Source organism: Merdimmobilis hominis (assembly GCF_900104615.1).
In the GTDB taxonomy this organism is placed as follows: Bacteria; Bacillota; Clostridia; order Oscillospirales; family Ruminococcaceae; genus Merdimmobilis; species Merdimmobilis hominis.
In genome coordinates this window covers 1,141,414-1,160,078 of the sequence record NZ_LT629939.1, presented here as the reverse complement: position 1 = coordinate 1,160,078, position 18,665 = coordinate 1,141,414, and the positions used below count along the sequence as shown (strand labels likewise).

Below are 18,665 nucleotides of genomic sequence, written 5' to 3'. Positions count from 1 at the left end.
TTGAAAATTGAACAATGAAACATCTGTAAATCAGGTAAAAGTGAAGTATTCAAATATTTTTCTTATTTGGGTAACAAAACTACAATTGCCAGAGGAAACAACAGAACCAAAAGATTCGAAGCATAAAGGTCAAGCTAATAAGGGCGCAGGGCGAATGCCTTGGCACTGAGAGCCGATGAAAGACGTGACAAGCTGCGATAAGCTGCGGGGAGCTGCAAGTAAGCTTTGATCCGCAGATCTCTGAATGGAGCAATCCACATGGGGTAATTCCCATGTATCATACACTGAATCCATAGGTGTATGAGGGGAACCGCCTGAACTGAAACATCTAAGTAGGGCGAGGAAAAGACATCAACCGAGATTCCGCTAGTAGTGGCGAGCGAACGCGGAAGAGGCCAAACCAAGGGTAGAAATACCCTTGGGGTTACGGACTGCAATATGTATGGCAAATCTTAACAGAAGTGCATGGGACGGCACACCGAAGAGCGTGAAAGTCGCGTATGTGAAAAGAAGAGCCAGCAAGCAGGATCCAGAGTACCGCGGGACACGTGAAACCCCGTGGGAAGTCGGGGGGACCACCCTCCAAGCCTAAATACTCCTCAGTGACCGATAGCGTATAGTACTGTGAAGGAAAGGTGAAAAGCACCCCGGGAGGGGAGTGAAAAAGAACCTGAAACCCTGTGCCTACAAGCACTTAGAGCACGTCAATGTGTGATAAGGTACTTTTTGTAGAACGGTCCGGCGAGCGAATGTATGTAGCAAGGTTAAGGACTTCAGGTCCGGAGCCGAAGGGAAACCAAGTCTGAATAGGGCGTAGAGTTTCATGCATTGGGCCCGAAACCGGGTGACCTATCCATGTCCAGGTTGAAGTGGAAGTAAAATTCCATGGAGGACCGAACCGACCTCCGTTGAAAAGGCGGCGGATGAGGTGTGGATAGCGGAGAAATTCCAATCGAACTCGGATATAGCTGGTTCTCCCCGAAATAGCTTTAGGGCTAGCGTTGCAGATCATTACTGGAGGTAAAGCACTGAATGGGCTAGGGGCCGAGAGGTTACTGAACCCTATCAAACTCTGAATGCCAGATAATGCCGACTGCAGCAGTCAGACTGCGTGAGATAAGTTTCGCAGTCAAAAGGGAAAAAGCCCAGACCCACAGCTAAGGTCCCCAAGATGGTTTAAGTGGAGAAGGATGTAGGATTGTGAAAACAACCAGGATGTTGGCTTAGAAGCAGCCACACATTTAAAGAGTGCGTAATAGCTCACTGGTCGAATGATCCTGCGCCGAAAATGTAACGGGGCTAAAATCATCACCGAAGCTTGGGATGCATCGCAAGATGCGTGGTAGGGGAGCGTTGTATGAGGGGTGAAGCGTTAGCGGAAGCGGGCGTGGACTTCATACAAGTGAGAATGCCGGAATGAGTAGCGAGAATTATGTGAGAATCATAATGGCCGAATGCCTAAGGTTTTTGGAGGAAGGTTCGTCCGCTCCAAGTTAGCCGGGAGCTAAGGTGAGGCCGAAAGGCGTAGCCGATGCACATACGGTAGAAATTCCGTAGCCGCCAAAAGATTTAAGCAAAGGGACACATTGAAAGGGCATGACCCGGGCGTTGGTAGCCCCGGGCGTAAGGGACCGAAATTTAGTAGGGAAGCATGCTTGGACGGTGGCGAGAAAAGCTTTGTGTATATCTTAGGCGCCCGTACCGCAAACCGACACAGGTAGGTAGGAAGAGAATTCTAAGGCCAACGGGAGAAGGGTTGTTAAGGAACTCGGCAAGTTGACCCCGTAACTTCGGAATAAGGGGTGCTCACGAGAGTGAGCCGCAGAGAATAGGTCCAGGCGACTGTTTAGCAAAAACACAGGTCTATGCTAAATCGAAAGATGACGTATATGGGCTGACGCCTGCCCGGTGCTGGAAGGTTAAGAGGAGATGTGAGAGCATTGAATCGAAGCCCCAGTAAACGGCGGCCGTAACTATAACGGTCCTAAGGTAGCGAAATTCCTTGTCAGGTAAGTTCTGACCCGCACGAATGGCGTAACGATCTGGACACTGTCTCAACAGCCCTCCCGGCGAAATTGTAGTACCGGTGAAGATGCCGGTTACCCGCGGCTAGACGGAAAGACCCCATGGAGCTTTACTGTAGCCTAATATTGGATTTCGGTATTTCATGTACAGCATAGGTGGGAGGCTTGGAAGCCAGGACGCCAGTTCTGGTGGAGCCACCGTTGGGATACCACTCTTGAAGTACTGAAATTCTAACCTGCAGCCATGAATCTGGCTGGGGGACATTGTTAGGTGGGCAGTTTGACTGGGGCGGTCGCCTCCAAAAAGGTAACGGAGGCGCTCAAAGGTTGGCTCAGCATGGACGGAAACCATGCCCTAGAGTGTAAACGCATAAGCCAGCCTAACTGCGAGAGCGACGGTTCGAGCAGTAACGAAAGTTGGAGTTAGTGATCCGGTGGTATGTGAGTGGAAATGCCATCGCTCAACGGATAAAAGCTACCCTGGGGATAACAGGCTGATCTCCCCCAAGAGTCCACATCGTCGGGGAGGTTTGGCACCTCGATGTCGGCTCATCGCATCCTGGGGCTGTATTCGGTCCCAAGGGTTTGGCTGTTCGCCAATTAAAGCGGTACGCGAGCTGGGTTCAGAACGTCGTGAGACAGTTCGGTCCCTATCTGCCGTGGGCGCAGGATATTTGAATGGAGCTGTCCCTAGTACGAGAGGACCGGGATGGACGCACCTCTGGTGCACCAGTTGTCACGCCAGTGGCACAGCTGGGCAGCTATGTGCGGACCGGATAAACGCTGAAAGCATCTAAGCGTGAAGCCGACCATAAGATAAGATATCCCACTGTTTTAACAGGTAAGACCCCTTGAAGACTACAAGGTTGATAGGCTGGATGTGTAAGCGCAGCGATGCGTTTAGCTAGCCAGTACTAATCGGTCGAGGGCTTGACCAAAATCTTTTGGATTCTTAGTTTCATTGTTCAATTTTGAGTGTGCAGAGTATTGTGCTCACCCAACCCTGCACCATTAGCTCAGTTGGTAGAGCAGCTGACTCTTAATCAGCGGGTCCCGGGTTCGAGTCCCTGATGGTGCACCATGCGGCCCGTTGGTCAAGCGGTTAAGACTCTGGCCTCTCACGCCAGCAACGCGGGTTCGAGTCCCGCACGGGTCACCAAAAAGAATGATTGCTTCCTAGCGGAGTTTTCAGATATATAGTCGGTGTCTATGACGATGAGGTCCCACCTGTTCCCATTCCGAACACAGAAGTTAAGCTCATCCGTGTCGAAAGTACTTGGCGGGAGACTGCCCGGGAGGATAGATCGACGCCGGCATCCTTTACAACAGACCTCTATATTGAGGTCTGTTGTTTTTTTTATTTAAGCGGAACGGTTTTTTATCCTGAGTTCCGGCCTTGCTGGGGAAATCTTAGAAAAATTTGTACAGTACCAGGTAAAACTGGCCATTGTGGGTGATTTTTCCCAATACACCAGCAAACCTTTGCAAGACTTCAGTCGTGAAAGCAATCAGGGGAATACCGTATTTTCTGTAGCAAGTGAAAAGGAGACAGTGAAAAGATTGTCCACTGCAAATTGATATTTTACGGCACAGTTTGAAAGGGAGAGAAGCCATAGCCTCCTTTGAGGAGGTATAAACTTAGGCTACAGGGTGTTCTGATAAAAATTGAAGGCCACATCTGTGCCAATTTTGGCATTTGTTCCAACAGTTGAAAGCTTTACCATTGGGAAGAAACTATTCCTTTGGAATTAAGGGGAAAGGCCGCCACAAAGGTGTTGACAACTGGAAAATTGTATGATATTATATCTAAGCTGACATTGATCAGAGATATAATCCTCCTTAGCTCAGTCGGTAGAGCATGCGGCTGTTAACCGCAGGGTCGTTGGTTCGAGCCCAACAGGGGGAGCCAAGAAGCCACCGTGTTTACGGTGGCTTTTGTTTTACCAGAATATCCGATTTATTCATCAACGGTTTGAAAATGCTTGCGCACAGTCTGCAAAATTCTCCAGGTACAGTGCATTCCCTTGGGGAAGGTAACTAGGTCGCCGGCCCCAATATTGACGGTGCGGCCATCAAAGGTAACATCCACACTGCCATGGGTAAAAAGGGCCACCTCGGTTTTGTCATAATAGCGGTCAAACTCCGCAGGTTCGCTTTCCCAAACTGGCCAGTCGGTCAATTCATACACTTCGGGGACGGTAGGTTTTTTTACCACAAGTTCCATAGGGACACCTCCAATTTGGCTCTTACTAGTATTATACTGTTTTTTGGAGAGATTAACAACCGATTGGCATGGGGAGGAGATATTTATGAAAGAGGGATTTCGCCGGGTGGGCATTTTGGATGATATCCGCGGATTGTGCGTAGTGCTGATGGTGGGATACCATGCCCTGTATGACTTGGTGGACATCTTTGGCCTTGATGTCCCTATGTTTCGCTGGGGGGTGACCAGCTTTGCCCGCACCTTGGTGGCAGCTACCTTTATGTTCATCGCCGGGATCACCTGCCGGTTTTCCCGCAGCAACTGGAAGCGGGGAGGATTGACCCTGTTGGCCGCTTTGGCGCTGACGGTGGGCACCCTGCTGGTGATGCCCTCCCAGCAGATTTGGTTTGGCATCCTTCATTTTATGGGTTCGGCTATGCTGCTGTTCGCTTTGTTGGATCCCCTTCTCAGCCGGGTTTCAACCGGCCTAGGAGTCGGTTTGTGCGCTGGCTTATTCCTTCTCTTCTACGGAGTGGAATGGGGCGTACTGGGCCTCCCAGGCTTGTGGGAGATTGCCTTGCCCCAAAGGCTTTACACAATAGGGTGGCTGTTTCCACTGGGTTTCTGTGCCCCGGGCTTTTTCAGCGCCGATTACTACCCGCTCTTACCCTGGATCTTTGTCTTTTTGGCCGGTTCCTATGTGGGCATCCCGTTGCGGGATAGCAGGGCCCCGTCCTGGTGTTACCCCACCCGCAGCCGCGCCCTCACCTGGGTGGGGCGGCATGCCATACTCATCTATCTGTTGCACCAACCGATCTTGTTCGTCTGCTTCCAGCTGTTGATCCGGTTGGTGGGATAGGCCAAAAATGATAGAAAGACCGCGCCGCGTTACACGGCGCGGTCTTTCTTTGCAGCTGTTGGAGGATGATGGCCTCATCCGGGAATGATCCAACCAGTAAAGATATAGTCGGCGCGTGTGGGGGGTGAAAACCACGATGCCGGGCAGGGATTCGCATGCGCTGCTGGTGTTTGTATGATTATCCAAGCCGGCCAAAGAATAGGGGGAACAATCCTGGGAAAAGGCCTGCGGCATAGCTCAACTGCACTTGGAATAGAGGCGGAAAAATATTCTGGTGGGGATAGGGGAGCGCTTAAAAAAGGAGTCTGGGGACAAAAAGGGACAATTTTTATTGTTTTTGCAAAAATTCCACGGCAAAGGATTGGCAGTCTCCTTCCTTTACAACTGGATCAAACTCGTGTACAATTAATTGTATATCCATGAAAAGCCAAAAAGAAGGAGTGACTCAATTGGAATTTCAGTTTGATCCCCAGAAATACCAATACGCTTCCCGCCGGAAACTGACCTACGGCACCAAGGGCATGGTCTGCACCGCCCAGCCTCTGGCCGCTCAGGCGGGGCTAGATATCATCAAAGCGGGCGGCAACGCCGTAGACGCCGCCATCGCCACCGCAGCCTGCCTGACCGTGGTGGAGCCCACCGCCAACGGCATTGGGAGCGACTGCTTTGCCCTGGTTTGGATGAAGGATGAGAACAAGTTGTTCGGCCTCAACGGCAGCGGCCCCGCCCCTATGGGAATCAGTGCCGAAGCCCTGCGGGAGCAGGGGCTGAAAGAGGTCCCCATGTACGGTTGGACCCCAGTCAACGTCCCCGGCACCCCCTCTGGCTGGGCAGAACTCTCCAAGCGGTTCGGCAAGCTCCCCCTCTCCCAGGTGTTGGAGCCCGCTGCCCGGTATGCGGAAGAAGGCCACGCTGTCGCCCCTACCGTCTCCTATGCCTGGAAAGGCGCCTTGCAAAAATTCACCCCCATCTTCGGGGATCAGCCCTGCCACAAAGGCTGGTTTGACACCTTTATCAAAGACGGCAAAGCCCCTGAACCGGGCGATGTGTTTGTCTCCCAGGGCCACGCCGACACCCTGCGGGAGATCGGCCGCACCAATGCCGAGTCCTTCTACCGGGGCGCCCTGGCCGACAAGATCGACGCCTTCTCCCGGGAGACTGGCGGCTACCTGCGCAAATCCGACCTAGTGGCCTACCGCGCCGAATGGGTGGAACCCATCACCACCAATTATAAAGGCTACGATGTGTGGGAGATCCCCCCGAACGGCCATGGAATCGTCGCTCTGATGGCCCTCAACATCCTGGAGGGGATGGATATCAGCGGCTATGACCGGGGAGACGCCACCCACAAGATGATCGAGGCCATGAAGCTGGCCTTTGTAGACGGTATGCACTATGTCACCGATCCTCGGTACATGGGCGTCACCCCCGCCGAGTTGCTCTCCAAGGAGTACGCGGCCAAACGCCGGGAGCTGATCAGCGACACCGCCCTTCTGCCCGAGCACGGCGACCCCCACTGTGGCGGCACTGTCTACCTGTGCACCGCCGACGGCGAGGGCAACATGGTCTCTTACATCCAGAGCAACTACCGGGGCTTCGGCTCTGGCGTGGTTGTGCCCGGCACCGGCATCGCCCTCAACGACCGGGGCAACAACTTCACCCTGGATGAGAACCACTTCAACTGCCTGGCCCCCGGCAAAAAGCCCTACCACACCATCATCCCTGGCTTCCTGACCAAGGACGGCAAGGCGGTAGGCCCCTTCGGGGTCATGGGCGGCTTTATGCAGCCCCAGGGCCACCTGCAGGTGGTCACCGACACGGTGGACTTCCTGATGAACCCCCAGGATGCCCTGGATGCCCCCCGTTGGCAGTGGGTCGGCGGCAAGGAGATCCACGTGGAGCAGAACTTCCCCGAGGCGATCACCAAAGAGTTGATCCGCCGGGGCCACGATGTGAAGGTCCAGGCGGAGGAAACCTCCTTCGGCCGCGGCGAGATCATCTGGCGCAACGACGAAGGGGTCCTGGTGGGCGCCACCGAACCCCGTGCCGACGGCGTAGTTGCCGCTTGGTAACCCTGCAATTCCAATAAAAAATGCCCCTCCCGAAGATTCGGGAGGGGCATTTTTTATTGTTTATTTGCCTTTGAAGATGTTCTTCATCCGGTCGCTGTTGTTCAGGATGCGTTTGCGCAGCCGCAGGTTCTTGGGGGTGACTTCCAGCAGTTCATCCTCGCCCAGGAACTCCAAGCATTCCTCTAAGCTCATCCGGCGGTAGGGCACCAGGCGCAGTGCCTCATCCGAACCAGAGGCCCGCATGTTGCTGACATGTTTCTTTTTGCAGACGTTGACCGCTAGGTCCTCCGATTTGGGGGAGCAGCCCACAATCATCCCTTCATAAACCGGCACGCCGGGGCCGATGAACAGGGTGCCCCGCTCCTGGGCGTTGTAAAGGCCGTAGGTGATGGATTCGCCGGTCTCAAAGGCGATGAGGGAACCGACGGTGCGGCGGTCAATTTCCCCCTTGTAGGGCTGGTAGCCGTCAAACACCGCGTTCATGATGCCCTCGCCCCGGGTATCGGTCAAGAACTCGCTCTTGTAGCCGAACAGGCCGCGGGAGGGGACTAAAAATTCAATCCGCATCCGGGAGCCAGATGGGGCCATGTGGACTAGTTCGCCTTTGCGGGCGCCCATCTTCTCCATGACCGAGCCCATGTACTCCTCGGGCACATCCACCAGCAGCCGCTCGATGGGCTCCAGCTTGGTGCCGTTCTCATCGGTCTGGAACAGGACGTGAGGGGTGGAGACCTGGAACTCAAAGCCTTCCCGGCGCATGGTTTCGATTAGGATGGAAAGGTGCATCTCGCCCCGGCCGCAGACCCGGAAGCTGTCGGAGGAATCGGTCTCCTCCACCCGGAGGGAGACGTCCTTGAGCAGCTCTTTAAACAGCCGGTCCCGCAGCTGGCGAGAGGTGACGAACTTGCCTTCCCGGCCAGCGAAGGGGCTGTTGTTGACCGAAAAGGTCATCTCCACGGTGGGCTCGCTGATTTTGACAAAGGGCAGGGGGGAGACGTCGGCCAAGTCGCAGATGGTGTTGCCGATGGTGATGTCGGTGATGCCGGAGAAGCAGATGATGTCCCCCATCTTGGCTTCCTCGCAGGGGACCCGTTTCAACCCTTCGATCTGGTATATGGCGGTGATTTTGCCCCGGTAAGGCTGGATGGAGTTGTGCCAATCGCAGACCATGACGTCCTGGTTCTGGCGCAACACGCCCCGCTCTACCCTGCCGATGGCGATACGGCCCACAAAGTCGTTGTAGTCGATGGAGGAGACCAGAACCTGGGCGGGGCCTTCCATATCCCCTTCGGGAGCGGGGATCTGCTCCAAGATCTTTTCAAACAGGACCGAAAGGTCGCTGCCCAGGTTATCTGGGGAGACGCCGGCGGTGCCGTTGCGGCCAGAGCAGAAGATGATGGGGCTATCCAGCTGCTCTTCGGAAGCATCCAGGTCCAGGAGGAGTTCCAGGCACTCGTCCACCACTTCATAGGGGCGGGCGTCGGGCTTGTCCACCTTGTTGACCACCACAATAACCCGGTGGCCCAGTTCCAGGGCCTTCTGAAGCACAAATCGGGTCTGGGGCATGGGGCCCTCGGCGGCGTCCACCAGCAGGACAACGCCGTTGACCATCTTCAGCACCCGCTCCACCTCGCCGCCGAAATCGGCGTGTCCGGGGGTGTCCACAATATTGATCTTAACGCCGTTCCAAACAGCGGAAGTGTTTTTGGCCAGGATGGTGATGCCCCGTTCCCGCTCCAGGTCGCCGCTGTCCATGACGCGGTCGGCTACCGCTTGATTTTCCCGGAATGCGCCGCCCTGTTTGAGCATCTCGTCGACCAAAGTGGTTTTGCCGTGGTCAACGTGGGCGATGATAGCTATGTTGCGTAAATCTTCTCGAATCAAAATTGGAACCTCCCCAAAAGTTGCAGAGCTGCAACGAAATGTCAGTCGAATCCCCAGAGGGTTCTTCTCCCCGCCGGGCCTTTTTTACCTTGCTTATTATAAACCATTTTTGTACGATGTGCCACTGTTTTTTCAATTTCTATGTTATCTTTAACCAAACAGGGCCAGAGGAGCCGTTTTTTGTCTATTATATGACATTTTATGGCAGGCCAAACCAAAAAAACGCCGCCAAATTTGGGGTTTGGCAGCGTCTGACAAGCGGTATGAATACCTATTCAAAAAAGCGCAGGACCGAAATCACCTTGCCTAAAATGGCGACCTCCTCCACGATGATGGGGTCCATGGTGTCGTTTTCCGGCTGGAGGCGGAAGTGGCCGTTCTCCTTGTAGAAGGTTTTGACGGTGGCCTCATCCCCCACCAAAGCGACCACGATCTCGCCGTTTGCGGCGACCGGGGTCCGGCGGGCGATGATGATGTCCCCATCCAGAATGGCGGCATTCACCATGCTCTCCCCCTTGACCCGCAGGGCGAACAGGTCTTTGCCCATGCCCCGGCGCACCCGGTAGGGGATGTAGTCCTCCACCTCTTCAATGGCGAGGATGGGCTGCCCAGCCGCCACGGTGCCGATGAGGGGGACACTGACGGTTTTTTCCACATTGAGGCGGATGGAGCGGTTGGTCCGGTCTCCCATTAAGATATAGCCTTTCGCCTCCAGGGAGCGCAGGTATTTGTGGGCGGTGGAAGTGGATTTGATGGAGAGTTCGCTGCAGATTTCCCGGACAGTGGGGGGGACGCCGTCATTGATCCGATCGGTGATATAACGAAGAACCAAGGCTTCCTTGGAATTGAGCTGATCCATGGTGGGAACCTCCTTTGGTGGGTGGCTTTTGTTCTGGTTACCAACAGTATACCAAACTTTACTGCAAATTTCAAACATATGTTTTTAACAAATGATGCCATTTAAGTTTAATCTTTATTCACAGGGGTTTAACAAACAATTTCGACCGGTGAGTATAATAAAAACATACCCGATCAACAGGCGCAGCCGCAGCGTTTGCGGGTATGCTCTACCCTCCTCAGAAAAACACACCTCAAACTGTGGAAAAGAACAGGCGTCGCCGCAGACGCTTGTTCTTTTTCATTGCAGGGGAATGGATGGCGAATGGGACAAAAAGGGAGGAGAACCTACAAAACGCCAGGTTTTCCCTGCTTTTTTTCTAAAAATAGGGGCAGGGGCATGGGGAATCCTTGACAGGAGGCGGGAAAACTGGATATACTACAAAGACAGGCAGTTTTCGCGTTTCTGTGAAAACCAAACGGAAAAAGGAATGAAGAGGATCCAAATGAAACAGTTTGTATCAATTGTAGCCATGGTGTTCGCCGTCCTGGTCATCGGCGGCTGCGGCGCCTCCAGCGGGGACCCGGCCACAACCCAAAGCCAGCCCGCACAGGAGGCCAATCCCGCAGGGGCCATTGAGAAAATCTACGAGACCATTGAGATGCGCGGCCTGGTGGATGCCCAGGATGAAGACGTGACCGACCGTTTCCAGATGAACCTGGAGAATATAGAAAGCTACAACATCCGCTATTCCCTGGGGCGGTTCGGGGTGGCGGACACCTTTATTATCAAACCGGCAGAGGGCAAGGAAAGCGATGTGTGGGACGACCTGGCGGCGGTCAAAAACGCCCGTATCGAAGAATTTGAGAAGTATGATATTTTGGGCGCCTATGAAATCTCCAAGGATGCGGAGATCTACACCAGGGGCGATTACGTCATCATGGTGATGCACCAGGACAACGACGCGGCAAAAAAAATTATTGAGGAATACATCCCCGCATAGGGGGTCGGCCCTGCCAAGACGGCGGGGCTGTTTTTGTTTTATCTCCACAGGGGTTTGCGGTTGCGGAATTGGAAAAACTAAGATACAATGGTTCCAAAGAAATATAGAAATACAGTGCGCCAGCCAGGCCGCAGGAGGAAATAGAATGTACGAAAATGAGATAAAACCGCAAACTGCCGTCCTGGTGGCGGTGGACACTGGGGAATACGACATCGATGTCTCCCTGGATGAGCTGGAGGAGCTGGCGGCCACCGCCGGAGCCCAGGTCATCGGACGGATGGTGCAGAAGCGCACCGACATGGATGTCGCCACCTGCATCGGCTCCGGGCGGCTGGCGGAACTGGCCCTCTTCTGCGAGAACACCCAGGCGGACATGGTGATCTTTGACCACGAGCTGACCCCTGCCCAGCTGCGCAACATCGAGGACGCCTGTGATACCTCGGTGCTGGACCGCACCATGCTGATCTTGGACATCTTCGCCCAGCGGGCCCGCTCCGGCGAGGGCAAGCTCCAGGTGGAACTGGCCCAGCAGCGGTACTTGTTGCCCCGGCTGGCCGGTCTTGGCAACATCCTCTCCCGGCAGGGGGGAGGCATCGGCACCCGGGGCCCTGGCGAAACCAAGCTGGAAACCGACCGGCGGCACATCCGCGCCCGGATTCACGCCCTGGAGGAACGGTTGGAAAGCCTGACCCGCCACCGGGAAAACCTGCGGGCCCGCCGCAAAAAGGACGGTGTCACCACCGTGGCCATCGTGGGGTACACCAATGTGGGGAAATCCACCCTGCTCAACGCCCTGACTGACGCGGGGGTGCTGGCGGAGGACAAGCTGTTCGCCACCCTGGACCCCACTGCCCGGGCCTTGCTGCTGCCCGACGGCCGCAGCGTCATGCTCATCGACACTGTTGGGCTGGTGCGCCGCCTGCCCCACCATTTGGTGGAGGCGTTTAAATCCACCTTGGAGGAAGCAGCCCAAGCGGATCTGCTCCTCAACGTCTGCGATATCTCCAGCGAGGAGATGGCCGAGCAGGTGGAGGTGACCCAGCAGCTGCTGGGGGAATTGGGGGTGGCGGATACGCCGGTCCTCACCGTCCTCAACAAGTGTGATAAGGTGGCCCAGCTCCCCCTCACCTTGGGGGAGTCCACGGTGGCCATCAGCGCCCGCACCGGCTATGGGTTTGAAGAGCTATTGCAGAAGATCGCCCGGCTCCTGCCCCAAACCCAGCGCCGGATGAAGCTGCTGATCCCCTACGACAAGGGCAATCTCCTCAGTGAAATCCGGGAGGAGGGGAAAATCTTCTCGGAGGAATACACCCCCGAAGGCACCTTGGTGGACGCCTTGGTAGAGATGAAGCTCCTTCACAAGGTGGAGGGCATGGTAAAGCGGGATTAAAACGATAACCCCCTGCGAAAAGAGCAAATCTCTCTTTTCGCAGGGGGTTTTTTCTTGGAATCAACCCTGATGCAAAGGGTTAAACGGGCATTTCTTGCGCAGGCACTGCTGGTTTTCCGGGAAGAAGGCGCACTGGATCTTCTCCGGCAGCTCCATGGAAACACCCAGCTTTTCCCGGGCAAACTTCACCGCCTCGATGGTGGCGAGGAAGGAATTCCGCTTGCAGCAGCGGGGCCCGCCCACCGCGGCCAGGGAGGCGAGGGCCCGGGAGGTCATCTCGTTGCACAGGCCCCAGCTTTTGCCGGAAAGAGGGCTGGAACCGGTGACAATGCTGACAAAAATACCGGTGCTCACCGCTGCGCCGCAGCAGCCCCAGAACCCGCAGGCCCCGCCGGGCACCTGTTGCCCCCGCTGGGCCATCTCGGCGAGGGCTTGCTCCAAATCCAATTCCCCGCCGGCATTGCGATAGGCGGCCAGCAGGGCGGCCCCCACCATCACATGGTGTTCCGGGCCGTGCATGTAGACAAAGGGGTCCTCCATCAGGGATTGGAGGATCGCGATGGGGTTTTTGGATGGGGTTTTCCGGCAGCCTTCCATCACCACCTCGATCCCCCGCTTGCTGTGGCATTCGTCACAGATAAAGTGGCCCTCCTCACACTGGGCGTTGGAGGGGAATTTCCGGTGGCAGAGGGAGCACTCCATCTCCCGGGCCTCCTGGAAATACACAAGGGGCGCCCCACAGATGAGGCAGGCGCCTTCCGATCGTTTCATAGACGTCCTCCTGACATGGGTTGGGGATGACAAGGGAAATTACTCCCGCACCAGGACTTTGAGGATTTTGCCCACATACATCTTGTGGAAATCCCGCTCCGGGTAGGATTTTTCCATCACTTCTTTGCAGAGGAACTCCTCTTCGGTGAGGGTGTGGGCATACAATTTCTGGCAGAGCAGCACCACCTTGGCCTCTTCCGGGTAGGGGACGCCGTCCTCATGGGCCAGGTGGAAGCCGGTCTTTTGGAATTTGTCCTCATCCCGGCCGGAGGCGGAGCCGAAATAACCCAGCTCTTTGCGGTACTTCTCCTCGTAGAAGGAGACCGAATAGACGTCAGAGGCTTCGGTCAGCCCATAGGTGTACCGCTGGGGGCGGACAAAGGTGAAGGCCACCAGCTCGTTCCACAGCTGGCCGAAACCGCCCCAGCTGATGGTCATGGCGTTGGCTTTGCCGTCCGCCTCGGCGGTGATGAGGGCCCAATCCTTGGCGATCATTTTAAAGAGGTTGCCTTCCAGCTCATAGGGGGTAATTTCACGAAATGCCATAGTAGGTTCCACTCCTTTTTCAGGTTTGTATGATATTGATATATTTCTATCATACCAGGTCTTGGGAAAAAAGCAAGAGGGAACCGGGGGGCTATTGCAAATCCTTCGGCAGGCCGTCGAGCATCCGCTTGAAGAGGGCCAGGGACAAGGGGGAATAATCCCCTTCCTCCACCGCCCGGCGGGCGAGGGCTTCGATGTCCCCATCGGTGACGGGCGGTTCGTCCCGCACCATTTCCTCCGCAAGCTCCCAGTGGGTGATCACCCAGCAGAAGGCTTGGAAGGCCCCCGGGGAGAGGTCTTTCAGCTCTTGCAACGATTTTTCCATGTTTTTCCGCGTTTCTTCATCCATAAAATTTTCCTCCATTTTGGTTTTGTAATGTATACATTACAATTTTACCACCGACAATTGGGTAAAATCAATAGTGTAACGTATATATTACAAAAAATCGGAGGGGGCTCCATGACAGACAAGATTAAACAGGATATTTCTATCGGGGCAAACTTGAAACGGCTCCGCAAAAACGCCAAATTATCGCAGGAACAGGTTTCCGCCAAATTGGATCTTATGGGGCTTTCCACCAGCCGGGAAATTATTTCGCTGATGGAATCAGGTAGTTACAGCATTCGAGTTAGCGTGCTGTTGGCGCTTAAAGAAATCTACCATGTGGACACCTTTGACGAGTTTTTTCGGGATTTATAGATTTTATGGTATCATAAAAACAGCACTGAAATGCGACACGAATAGGAGGAAGCAACTATGCTCAAAGACCTGGTCAAACAAAGCCGCAGCTACCGTAGCTTCGACCCTGCGGTGAAAATCACCCAAGAACAGCTGCTGGAATTTGCAGACGCCGCCCGCCTGACCCCTTCCACCACCAATTTGCAGGCCATCAAATTCAAGCTGGTCAGCGACCCCGCCCAGGTGGAATCCCTGGTGGAGCGCACCACCTTGGCCGCCGCCCTGCGCCCTTTGGTGCTCCCGCCAAAGGGGCATCACCCCGCCGCGTTTATCGTGGTGTGCATCGACACCGCCATCGCCAAGAACCCCACCCCGTTTTTGAAAGATGTGGGCATCGCCGCCCAGACCATCCTTCTCTGCGCCGCGGAGCAGGGCCTGGGGGGCTGTATGGTGGGCAACTTCCAGCCGGAGGCCATCCGGGAGGCGCTGGGCCTTGGGGAGGAAATCCTTCCCTCTTTGTGCATCTGCCTGGGCAAGCCGGATGAAACGGTGGTACTGGAGGAGATGCAGGACGGCAAAACCGCCTATTACCGGGATGAAGCTGGGGTGCACCACGTGCCCAAGCGCAGCCTAAAAGAGATTTTGCTGTAATCAAAAAAAGCCAGCCTAAAAGAGGCTGGTTTTTTTATAGATCGGATGGAACGCCCCCGTACCCCGCACTCAGGTTATGCAGGCGCTCCGCCCTGCACCCGGCCCCATTTTCTAGCGAAAGAAAATGAGGGAAAAGTTCGCCGGGGAGACCCCGGTCCCCCTACTTCGCCACAATGGGTGCGCTCGGAAGATTTCCCTTAGAGGCTCTCCACGCCTCGAGCGGGAAATCTTTCCGCTAACGCGGATGCCCTCGCGGGGCTGTAAAGGTCTATTTTTCTCGGTAGCCACCCCCGGCAGAGGGGGCTTTTTAAGGGGGGCCGGACTTCGCCTGTGCCGCGAGTAGTTCGGCCCCCCTTAAATGCGCTTTTGGTCAAGGCTTTTTCGCATAAAAAGCCTTGCGCGGGGTGCAGGGGTGCGTAACGCCCTGCAAAACCAAATGTAAGATGAAATCTTGCCTAGGCTTGGGGTGCGGGGGCTGGAAGCCCCAAGAGATTTGGACTATAGGTCAAAATCCTTTTTTAGGTATTCGGCCACGCCGATGTCCATCCCGCCTTTGCGGTACACCCGGGGGACCCGTTTGCCCACCAGGCAGATCTTTTCATAATTGACGGTATCGCTCTGGGCGGCGAAGTCGTCGAAGGAGATGGCATTCTCCCCGTCCTGGCCCACCACCGTGACCAAATCCAGCTCCTGGGCGTCGGGGATATCGGTCAGATCCACCATCAGTTGGTCCATGCAGACCCGGCCGATCACCGGGGCAAATTTCCCCCGGATCAGCACTTTCGCCTTGCCGGAGAGGTTCCGCTCAAACCCATCGGCATAGCCGATGGAGACGGTGCCCACCCGCATCTTGTGGGGGGCGGTGAAGATCCGGCCATAGCTGAGGGTGGTGCCCGCCGCCACCGTTTTGACCAAAGTCAAGGTGGAGTAGAGGGACATGGCCGGGGAAAGGGGCATCCTGCCTTGGCAGTCGGCGCTGGGGGAAAGGCCGTAGAGAATCACCCCGGGCCGCACCATATCCAGGTGCATTTCCGGGTAATTGATCACTCCGGCGCTGTTGCAGCAGTGGCGGATGCCGGTGGGGATGCCCCGCTCCTCCAACTGGGAGAGGGCTTCCTGGAACCGCTGGAATTGGAGCTTGGTAAAGGCAACCGATTCCGGGTCATCCTCATCGGCCACCGCAAAGTGGGTAAAGGTGCCAGTGATGGAGAGATTGGGCATTTTGGCGATCTCCCCAATTTCATCCAGCGAGCGGTTCAAATCCTCCCCGTAGGCGAGGAATCCCAGCCGGGACATGCCGGTGTCAAGTTTGATGTGGACTTCCAGCACGTCCTCACTGGCCTGGGCGATCTCCTGGAGGGAGCGGGCGTATTCCAGGGAGGGGATCATCTGGGTGATGTTGTAGCGGGAGAGAAGACCGGCCATCTGCACCGGGGTGGGCCCAAAGATCAAGGTGGGGTGGCAGATGCCGTGGCGGCGAAGGCTGACGGCCTCGTCGATGTTGGAGACGCCAAACCAATCCACCCCTGCACGGGCCATGGCAGTGGCGACAAACCGGTCCCCGTGGCCGTAGGCATCGGCCTTGACCACCGCCATCAGGCGGCATCCAGGGGCCAGACGGGCGCGGACGGCGGCGATATTCCGGCCGATGGCGTCCAGGTCGATGGTGGCCCAGCTTCTCTTTAAAAACTCTCTCACAAACAGGTCTCCTTCCCAAGATGTATGGAAAAGCGCGGCAGGTGCCGCGCCGGCAATTGGATTTCATTTTTATGAGTATACCACCGAAGACGGTCAAAAACAACCAAAAATTCACAGCCTTTAAAGGGGGAGCCCCCCAGAAGGAAATGGGCCTAGGCCCAGCGGCGGTGCTGTTTCAGGGGATGGCGCCGGGATCAGTGTTCTTCCGGTGTGGCAAGGATTTGGAAGGATTCCCCAGGGAGCTCCTTTCCCGCTGGGCCGGCAAACAGCTCGCATCCATCCCGCAACTGGGCGGGCAGGGGGATGGCCAAGGGGACGCTGCCCCGGTTGACCGAGAGGATCACCCGGTGTTCCCCAGCCTGGCGCAGATAGGCGCAGCCTTCCCGGGAGGCGAACAGGGGGACAAAGGAGCCATTTTCTGCCAGGGCAGGGTGGCGGCGCAGTTGCCCCAGCCGCCGGTAGTGGGCGAGTAGGCCGGTGTCCTCCAGCCCCCAGGGGTAGGTGGTGCGGTTAAAAGGGTCCTTCAGGCCGGAAAGTCCGGCTTCGTCCCCATAATAGAGGCAGGGGATTCCGGGCAGGGTGTATTGGATGGCGCTGGCCAAGCACAGCCGGCGCTTGCCCGCTGCGTACTCCTCCAGGGAGAGGAAGTGGTGGTTTGCCTGCCACACCCGGTCGTGCCCTTCTGGGTTCACCCCGGCCAACAGGGAGATGGCCCGAGGGGTGTCGTGGGTGGAGAGGGTGTTCATTAACCCTCGGATCACCGGGGCGGGATAGTGTTCCAGTACCGTCAAAATCCCCTGGAGGAGGCCTTCTCCGCCGCCGAACCGGACAAAATTCAGAATGGCGCTTTGGAAAGGGTAGTTCATCACGCTGTCCAGCTGCCGCCCTAAGAGATACCGCCTGCGCTGGCCGTAGCTGACCTTGTTGGAAGCGTCTTCCCACACCTCCCCCAAAAGGGCGGCCTCTGGGGAGACGGCTTTGACCCGTTCCCGCAGCCGGTCCAGGAAGGAATCGGGCAGTTCGTCAGCTACATCCAGCCGGAAACCGGAGGCCCCCAGCCCCAGCCAGCGCTCCACCACATCTAGGATAAACGCCTGGTAGGAGGGGTTCTCCTCCTCCACTTCGGGTAGGGAATCGAAGTTCCACCAACTTTGGTAGCTGCCGTCCTGCCGGAAGCGGTACCATTCCCGGTAGGGGCTTTGGGGATCGCGGTAGGCGCCGCCCTCCCCATACCGGCCCTCCCGGTTGAAGTAGATGCTGTCGCTGCCGGTGTGGCTGAACACCCCGTCTAAGAACACGGCCATGCCCAGGGCCTTTGCCTCTTGGCACAGGAGGGAAAAGTCCTCTTGGGTGCCCAGCATGGGGTCGATTTTGGTGTAGTCGGCGGTGTTGTACCGGTGGTTGGAGTGGGCTTCAAACACCGGGTTGAGGTAGAGGGCAGTCACCCCCAAAGAGGAGAGGTAGGGCAGCTTTTCCCGGATGCCCTTTAAATCCCCGCCGTAGTAGTCGTTGTTGCGGTATTCCCCATCTGGGTCAGGCAGGTACTGGGGGAATTCCAGCCAGTCCCCATGGAATTTCCGGTCTGCGGGGACATTCTCCTTAGTCGACCCGCTGCTGCAAAAGCGGTCGGGGAAAATCTGGTACAGCACCCCTTTTTGCAGGGGGGCCGGGGTGGACATGGCCCCGTCGTAAACGGTCAGCTGCCAGAGGGCAACCCCCTCTTGGGCGAGAATCCCCTGGTTTTGCCCATCGGGCAGCAGGCGGAAGGAGCCGTCCTCGGTGGACAGCTCAAACCGGTAAAAGAGGAGGGCGGGCTCCTGGGGGACAAAACTGCCCTGCCAGGCGGGGCGCCCCTCTGAAAGGGCCGGGCTGAAAGGGATGCGCCGGGGGGAATCCCACTGGTCGGCGGGGAATACCAGCAGCTCCGCCCCCAAGGTCCCCGGCGGAGGGAAGAGGGTGAACGACACCGTCTCCCCGGCCTTGACGGCGCCAAACGGGGATTTGCAGCGAAGGTCGCGGCTGTCAAAAATGGGAATCGGCATAGGCG

16 protein-coding genes, 3 tRNA genes and 2 rRNA genes are annotated in these 18,665 nt (G+C 56.4%); 13 read left to right on the top strand and 8 right to left on the bottom strand.

Annotated features, from left to right (window positions below; all coding sequences use genetic code 11):
• Nucleotides 1–127: 127 nt before the first annotated feature.
• From BQ5353_RS05615 to BQ5353_RS05595, 6 genes are all read left to right on the top strand, one after another.
• A 23S ribosomal RNA gene (locus tag BQ5353_RS05615) occupies nt 128–2,962 on the top strand.
• Nucleotides 2,963–3,029: 67 nt separating this feature from the next.
• Nucleotides 3,030–3,105: transfer RNA gene (locus BQ5353_RS05610), tRNA-Lys, on the top strand.
• A gap of 3 nt (nt 3,106–3,108) precedes the next feature.
• A tRNA-Glu gene (locus BQ5353_RS05605) sits at nt 3,109–3,183 on the top strand.
• Between the two features lie 40 nt (nt 3,184–3,223).
• Nucleotides 3,224–3,340 (top strand): 5S ribosomal RNA (gene rrf / locus BQ5353_RS05600).
• Nucleotides 3,341–3,404: 64 nt separating this feature from the next.
• Nucleotides 3,405–3,602 (top strand): DUF4180 domain-containing protein, encoded by a 198-nt coding sequence (locus BQ5353_RS12400; protein ID WP_082398712.1) that lies wholly within the window; start codon nt 3,405–3,407, stop codon nt 3,600–3,602.
• Between the two features lie 255 nt (nt 3,603–3,857).
• Nucleotides 3,858–3,933, top strand: a tRNA-Asn gene (locus BQ5353_RS05595).
• Nucleotides 3,934–3,981: 48 nt separating this feature from the next.
• Here the strand turns inward: BQ5353_RS05595 and BQ5353_RS05590 are convergent.
• Nucleotides 3,982–4,248 carry a cupin domain-containing protein gene (locus BQ5353_RS05590; RefSeq protein ID WP_054332430.1) on the bottom strand — a complete coding sequence of 89 codons (267 nt, stop codon included), beginning with the start codon at nt 4,246–4,248 and terminating at the stop codon, nt 3,982–3,984.
• 85 nt (nt 4,249–4,333) lie between these two features.
• Here BQ5353_RS05590 and BQ5353_RS05585 point away from each other — a divergent pair, with 85 nt between their 5' ends.
• The 3 genes from BQ5353_RS05585 to BQ5353_RS05580 all read left to right on the top strand — a co-directional run bounded on the left by BQ5353_RS05585 (nt 4,334) and on the right by BQ5353_RS05580 (nt 7,158).
• Nucleotides 4,334–5,086, top strand: coding sequence for a heparan-alpha-glucosaminide N-acetyltransferase (locus BQ5353_RS05585; RefSeq protein WP_071427465.1), 753 nt, complete (start codon nt 4,334–4,336; stop codon nt 5,084–5,086).
• 174 nt (nt 5,087–5,260) lie between these two features.
• Nucleotides 5,261–5,509, top strand: a complete 249-nt coding sequence (locus BQ5353_RS12695; RefSeq protein ID WP_143117168.1) for a hypothetical protein — start codon at nt 5,261–5,263, stop codon at nt 5,507–5,509.
• 26 nt (nt 5,510–5,535) lie between these two features.
• Complete coding sequence (locus BQ5353_RS05580; protein WP_233424500.1) at nt 5,536–7,158, top strand: gamma-glutamyltransferase family protein; 1,623 nt, start codon at nt 5,536–5,538, stop codon at nt 7,156–7,158.
• 60 nt (nt 7,159–7,218) lie between these two features.
• On the opposite strand, the gene typA is transcribed toward BQ5353_RS05580, so the two are convergent.
• Nucleotides 7,219–9,042 carry a translational GTPase TypA gene (gene typA, locus BQ5353_RS05575; RefSeq protein ID WP_071427464.1) on the bottom strand — a complete coding sequence of 608 codons (1,824 nt, stop codon included), beginning with the start codon at nt 9,040–9,042 and terminating at the stop codon, nt 7,219–7,221.
• A 271-nt stretch (nt 9,043–9,313) separates the two neighbouring features.
• The gene (gene lexA, locus BQ5353_RS05570; protein ID WP_071427463.1) at nt 9,314–9,901 is read right to left on the bottom strand and encodes a transcriptional repressor LexA; all 588 of its coding nucleotides are present in this window, start codon (nt 9,899–9,901) and stop codon (nt 9,314–9,316) included.
• A gap of 484 nt (nt 9,902–10,385) precedes the next feature.
• Here lexA and BQ5353_RS13045 point away from each other — a divergent pair, with 484 nt between their 5' ends.
• Together BQ5353_RS13045 and hflX are read left to right on the top strand one after the other, a co-directional pair.
• A complete protein-coding gene (locus tag BQ5353_RS13045) occupies nt 10,386–10,883 on the top strand; it encodes a DUF4358 domain-containing protein (protein ID WP_071427462.1) in 498 nt (165 codons plus the stop codon).
• A gap of 145 nt (nt 10,884–11,028) precedes the next feature.
• Nucleotides 11,029–12,273, top strand: a complete 1,245-nt coding sequence (hflX, locus tag BQ5353_RS05560) for a GTPase HflX (protein WP_071427461.1) — start codon at nt 11,029–11,031, stop codon at nt 12,271–12,273.
• A gap of 60 nt (nt 12,274–12,333) precedes the next feature.
• Here the strand turns inward: hflX and BQ5353_RS05555 are convergent, their stop codons facing one another.
• The 3 genes from BQ5353_RS05555 to BQ5353_RS05545 form a co-directional block, all read right to left on the bottom strand.
• A complete protein-coding gene (locus BQ5353_RS05555) occupies nt 12,334–13,044 on the bottom strand; it encodes a DUF5714 domain-containing protein (protein WP_054332433.1) in 711 nt (236 codons plus the stop codon).
• Between the two features lie 39 nt (nt 13,045–13,083).
• Nucleotides 13,084–13,590 (bottom strand): flavin reductase family protein, encoded by a 507-nt coding sequence (locus BQ5353_RS05550; protein WP_054332434.1) that lies wholly within the window; start codon nt 13,588–13,590, stop codon nt 13,084–13,086.
• A gap of 91 nt (nt 13,591–13,681) precedes the next feature.
• On the bottom strand, nt 13,682–13,939 hold the full coding sequence (locus tag BQ5353_RS05545) for a hypothetical protein (protein WP_054332435.1): 258 nt from the start codon (nt 13,937–13,939) through the stop codon (nt 13,682–13,684).
• 111 nt (nt 13,940–14,050) lie between these two features.
• On the opposite strand from BQ5353_RS05545, the gene BQ5353_RS05540 reads away from it, so the two are divergent.
• The gene (locus tag BQ5353_RS05540; RefSeq protein WP_054332436.1) at nt 14,051–14,290 is read left to right on the top strand and encodes a helix-turn-helix domain-containing protein; all 240 of its coding nucleotides are present in this window, start codon (nt 14,051–14,053) and stop codon (nt 14,288–14,290) included.
• Nucleotides 14,291–14,347: 57 nt separating this feature from the next.
• Nucleotides 14,348–14,920, top strand: coding sequence for a nitroreductase family protein (locus BQ5353_RS05535; protein ID WP_054332437.1), 573 nt, complete (start codon nt 14,348–14,350; stop codon nt 14,918–14,920).
• A gap of 498 nt (nt 14,921–15,418) precedes the next feature.
• Here the strand turns inward: BQ5353_RS05535 and alr are convergent, their stop codons facing one another.
• On the bottom strand, nt 15,419–16,618 hold the full coding sequence (gene alr / locus BQ5353_RS05530) for an alanine racemase (protein WP_054332438.1): 1,200 nt from the start codon (nt 16,616–16,618) through the stop codon (nt 15,419–15,421).
• A 194-nt stretch (nt 16,619–16,812) separates the two neighbouring features.
• Nucleotides 16,813–18,660: a glycoside hydrolase family 13 protein gene (locus BQ5353_RS05525; RefSeq protein WP_054332439.1), complete on the bottom strand. Its 1,848-nt coding sequence runs from the start codon at nt 18,658–18,660 to the stop codon at nt 16,813–16,815.
• Nucleotides 18,661–18,665 lie beyond the last annotated feature (5 nt).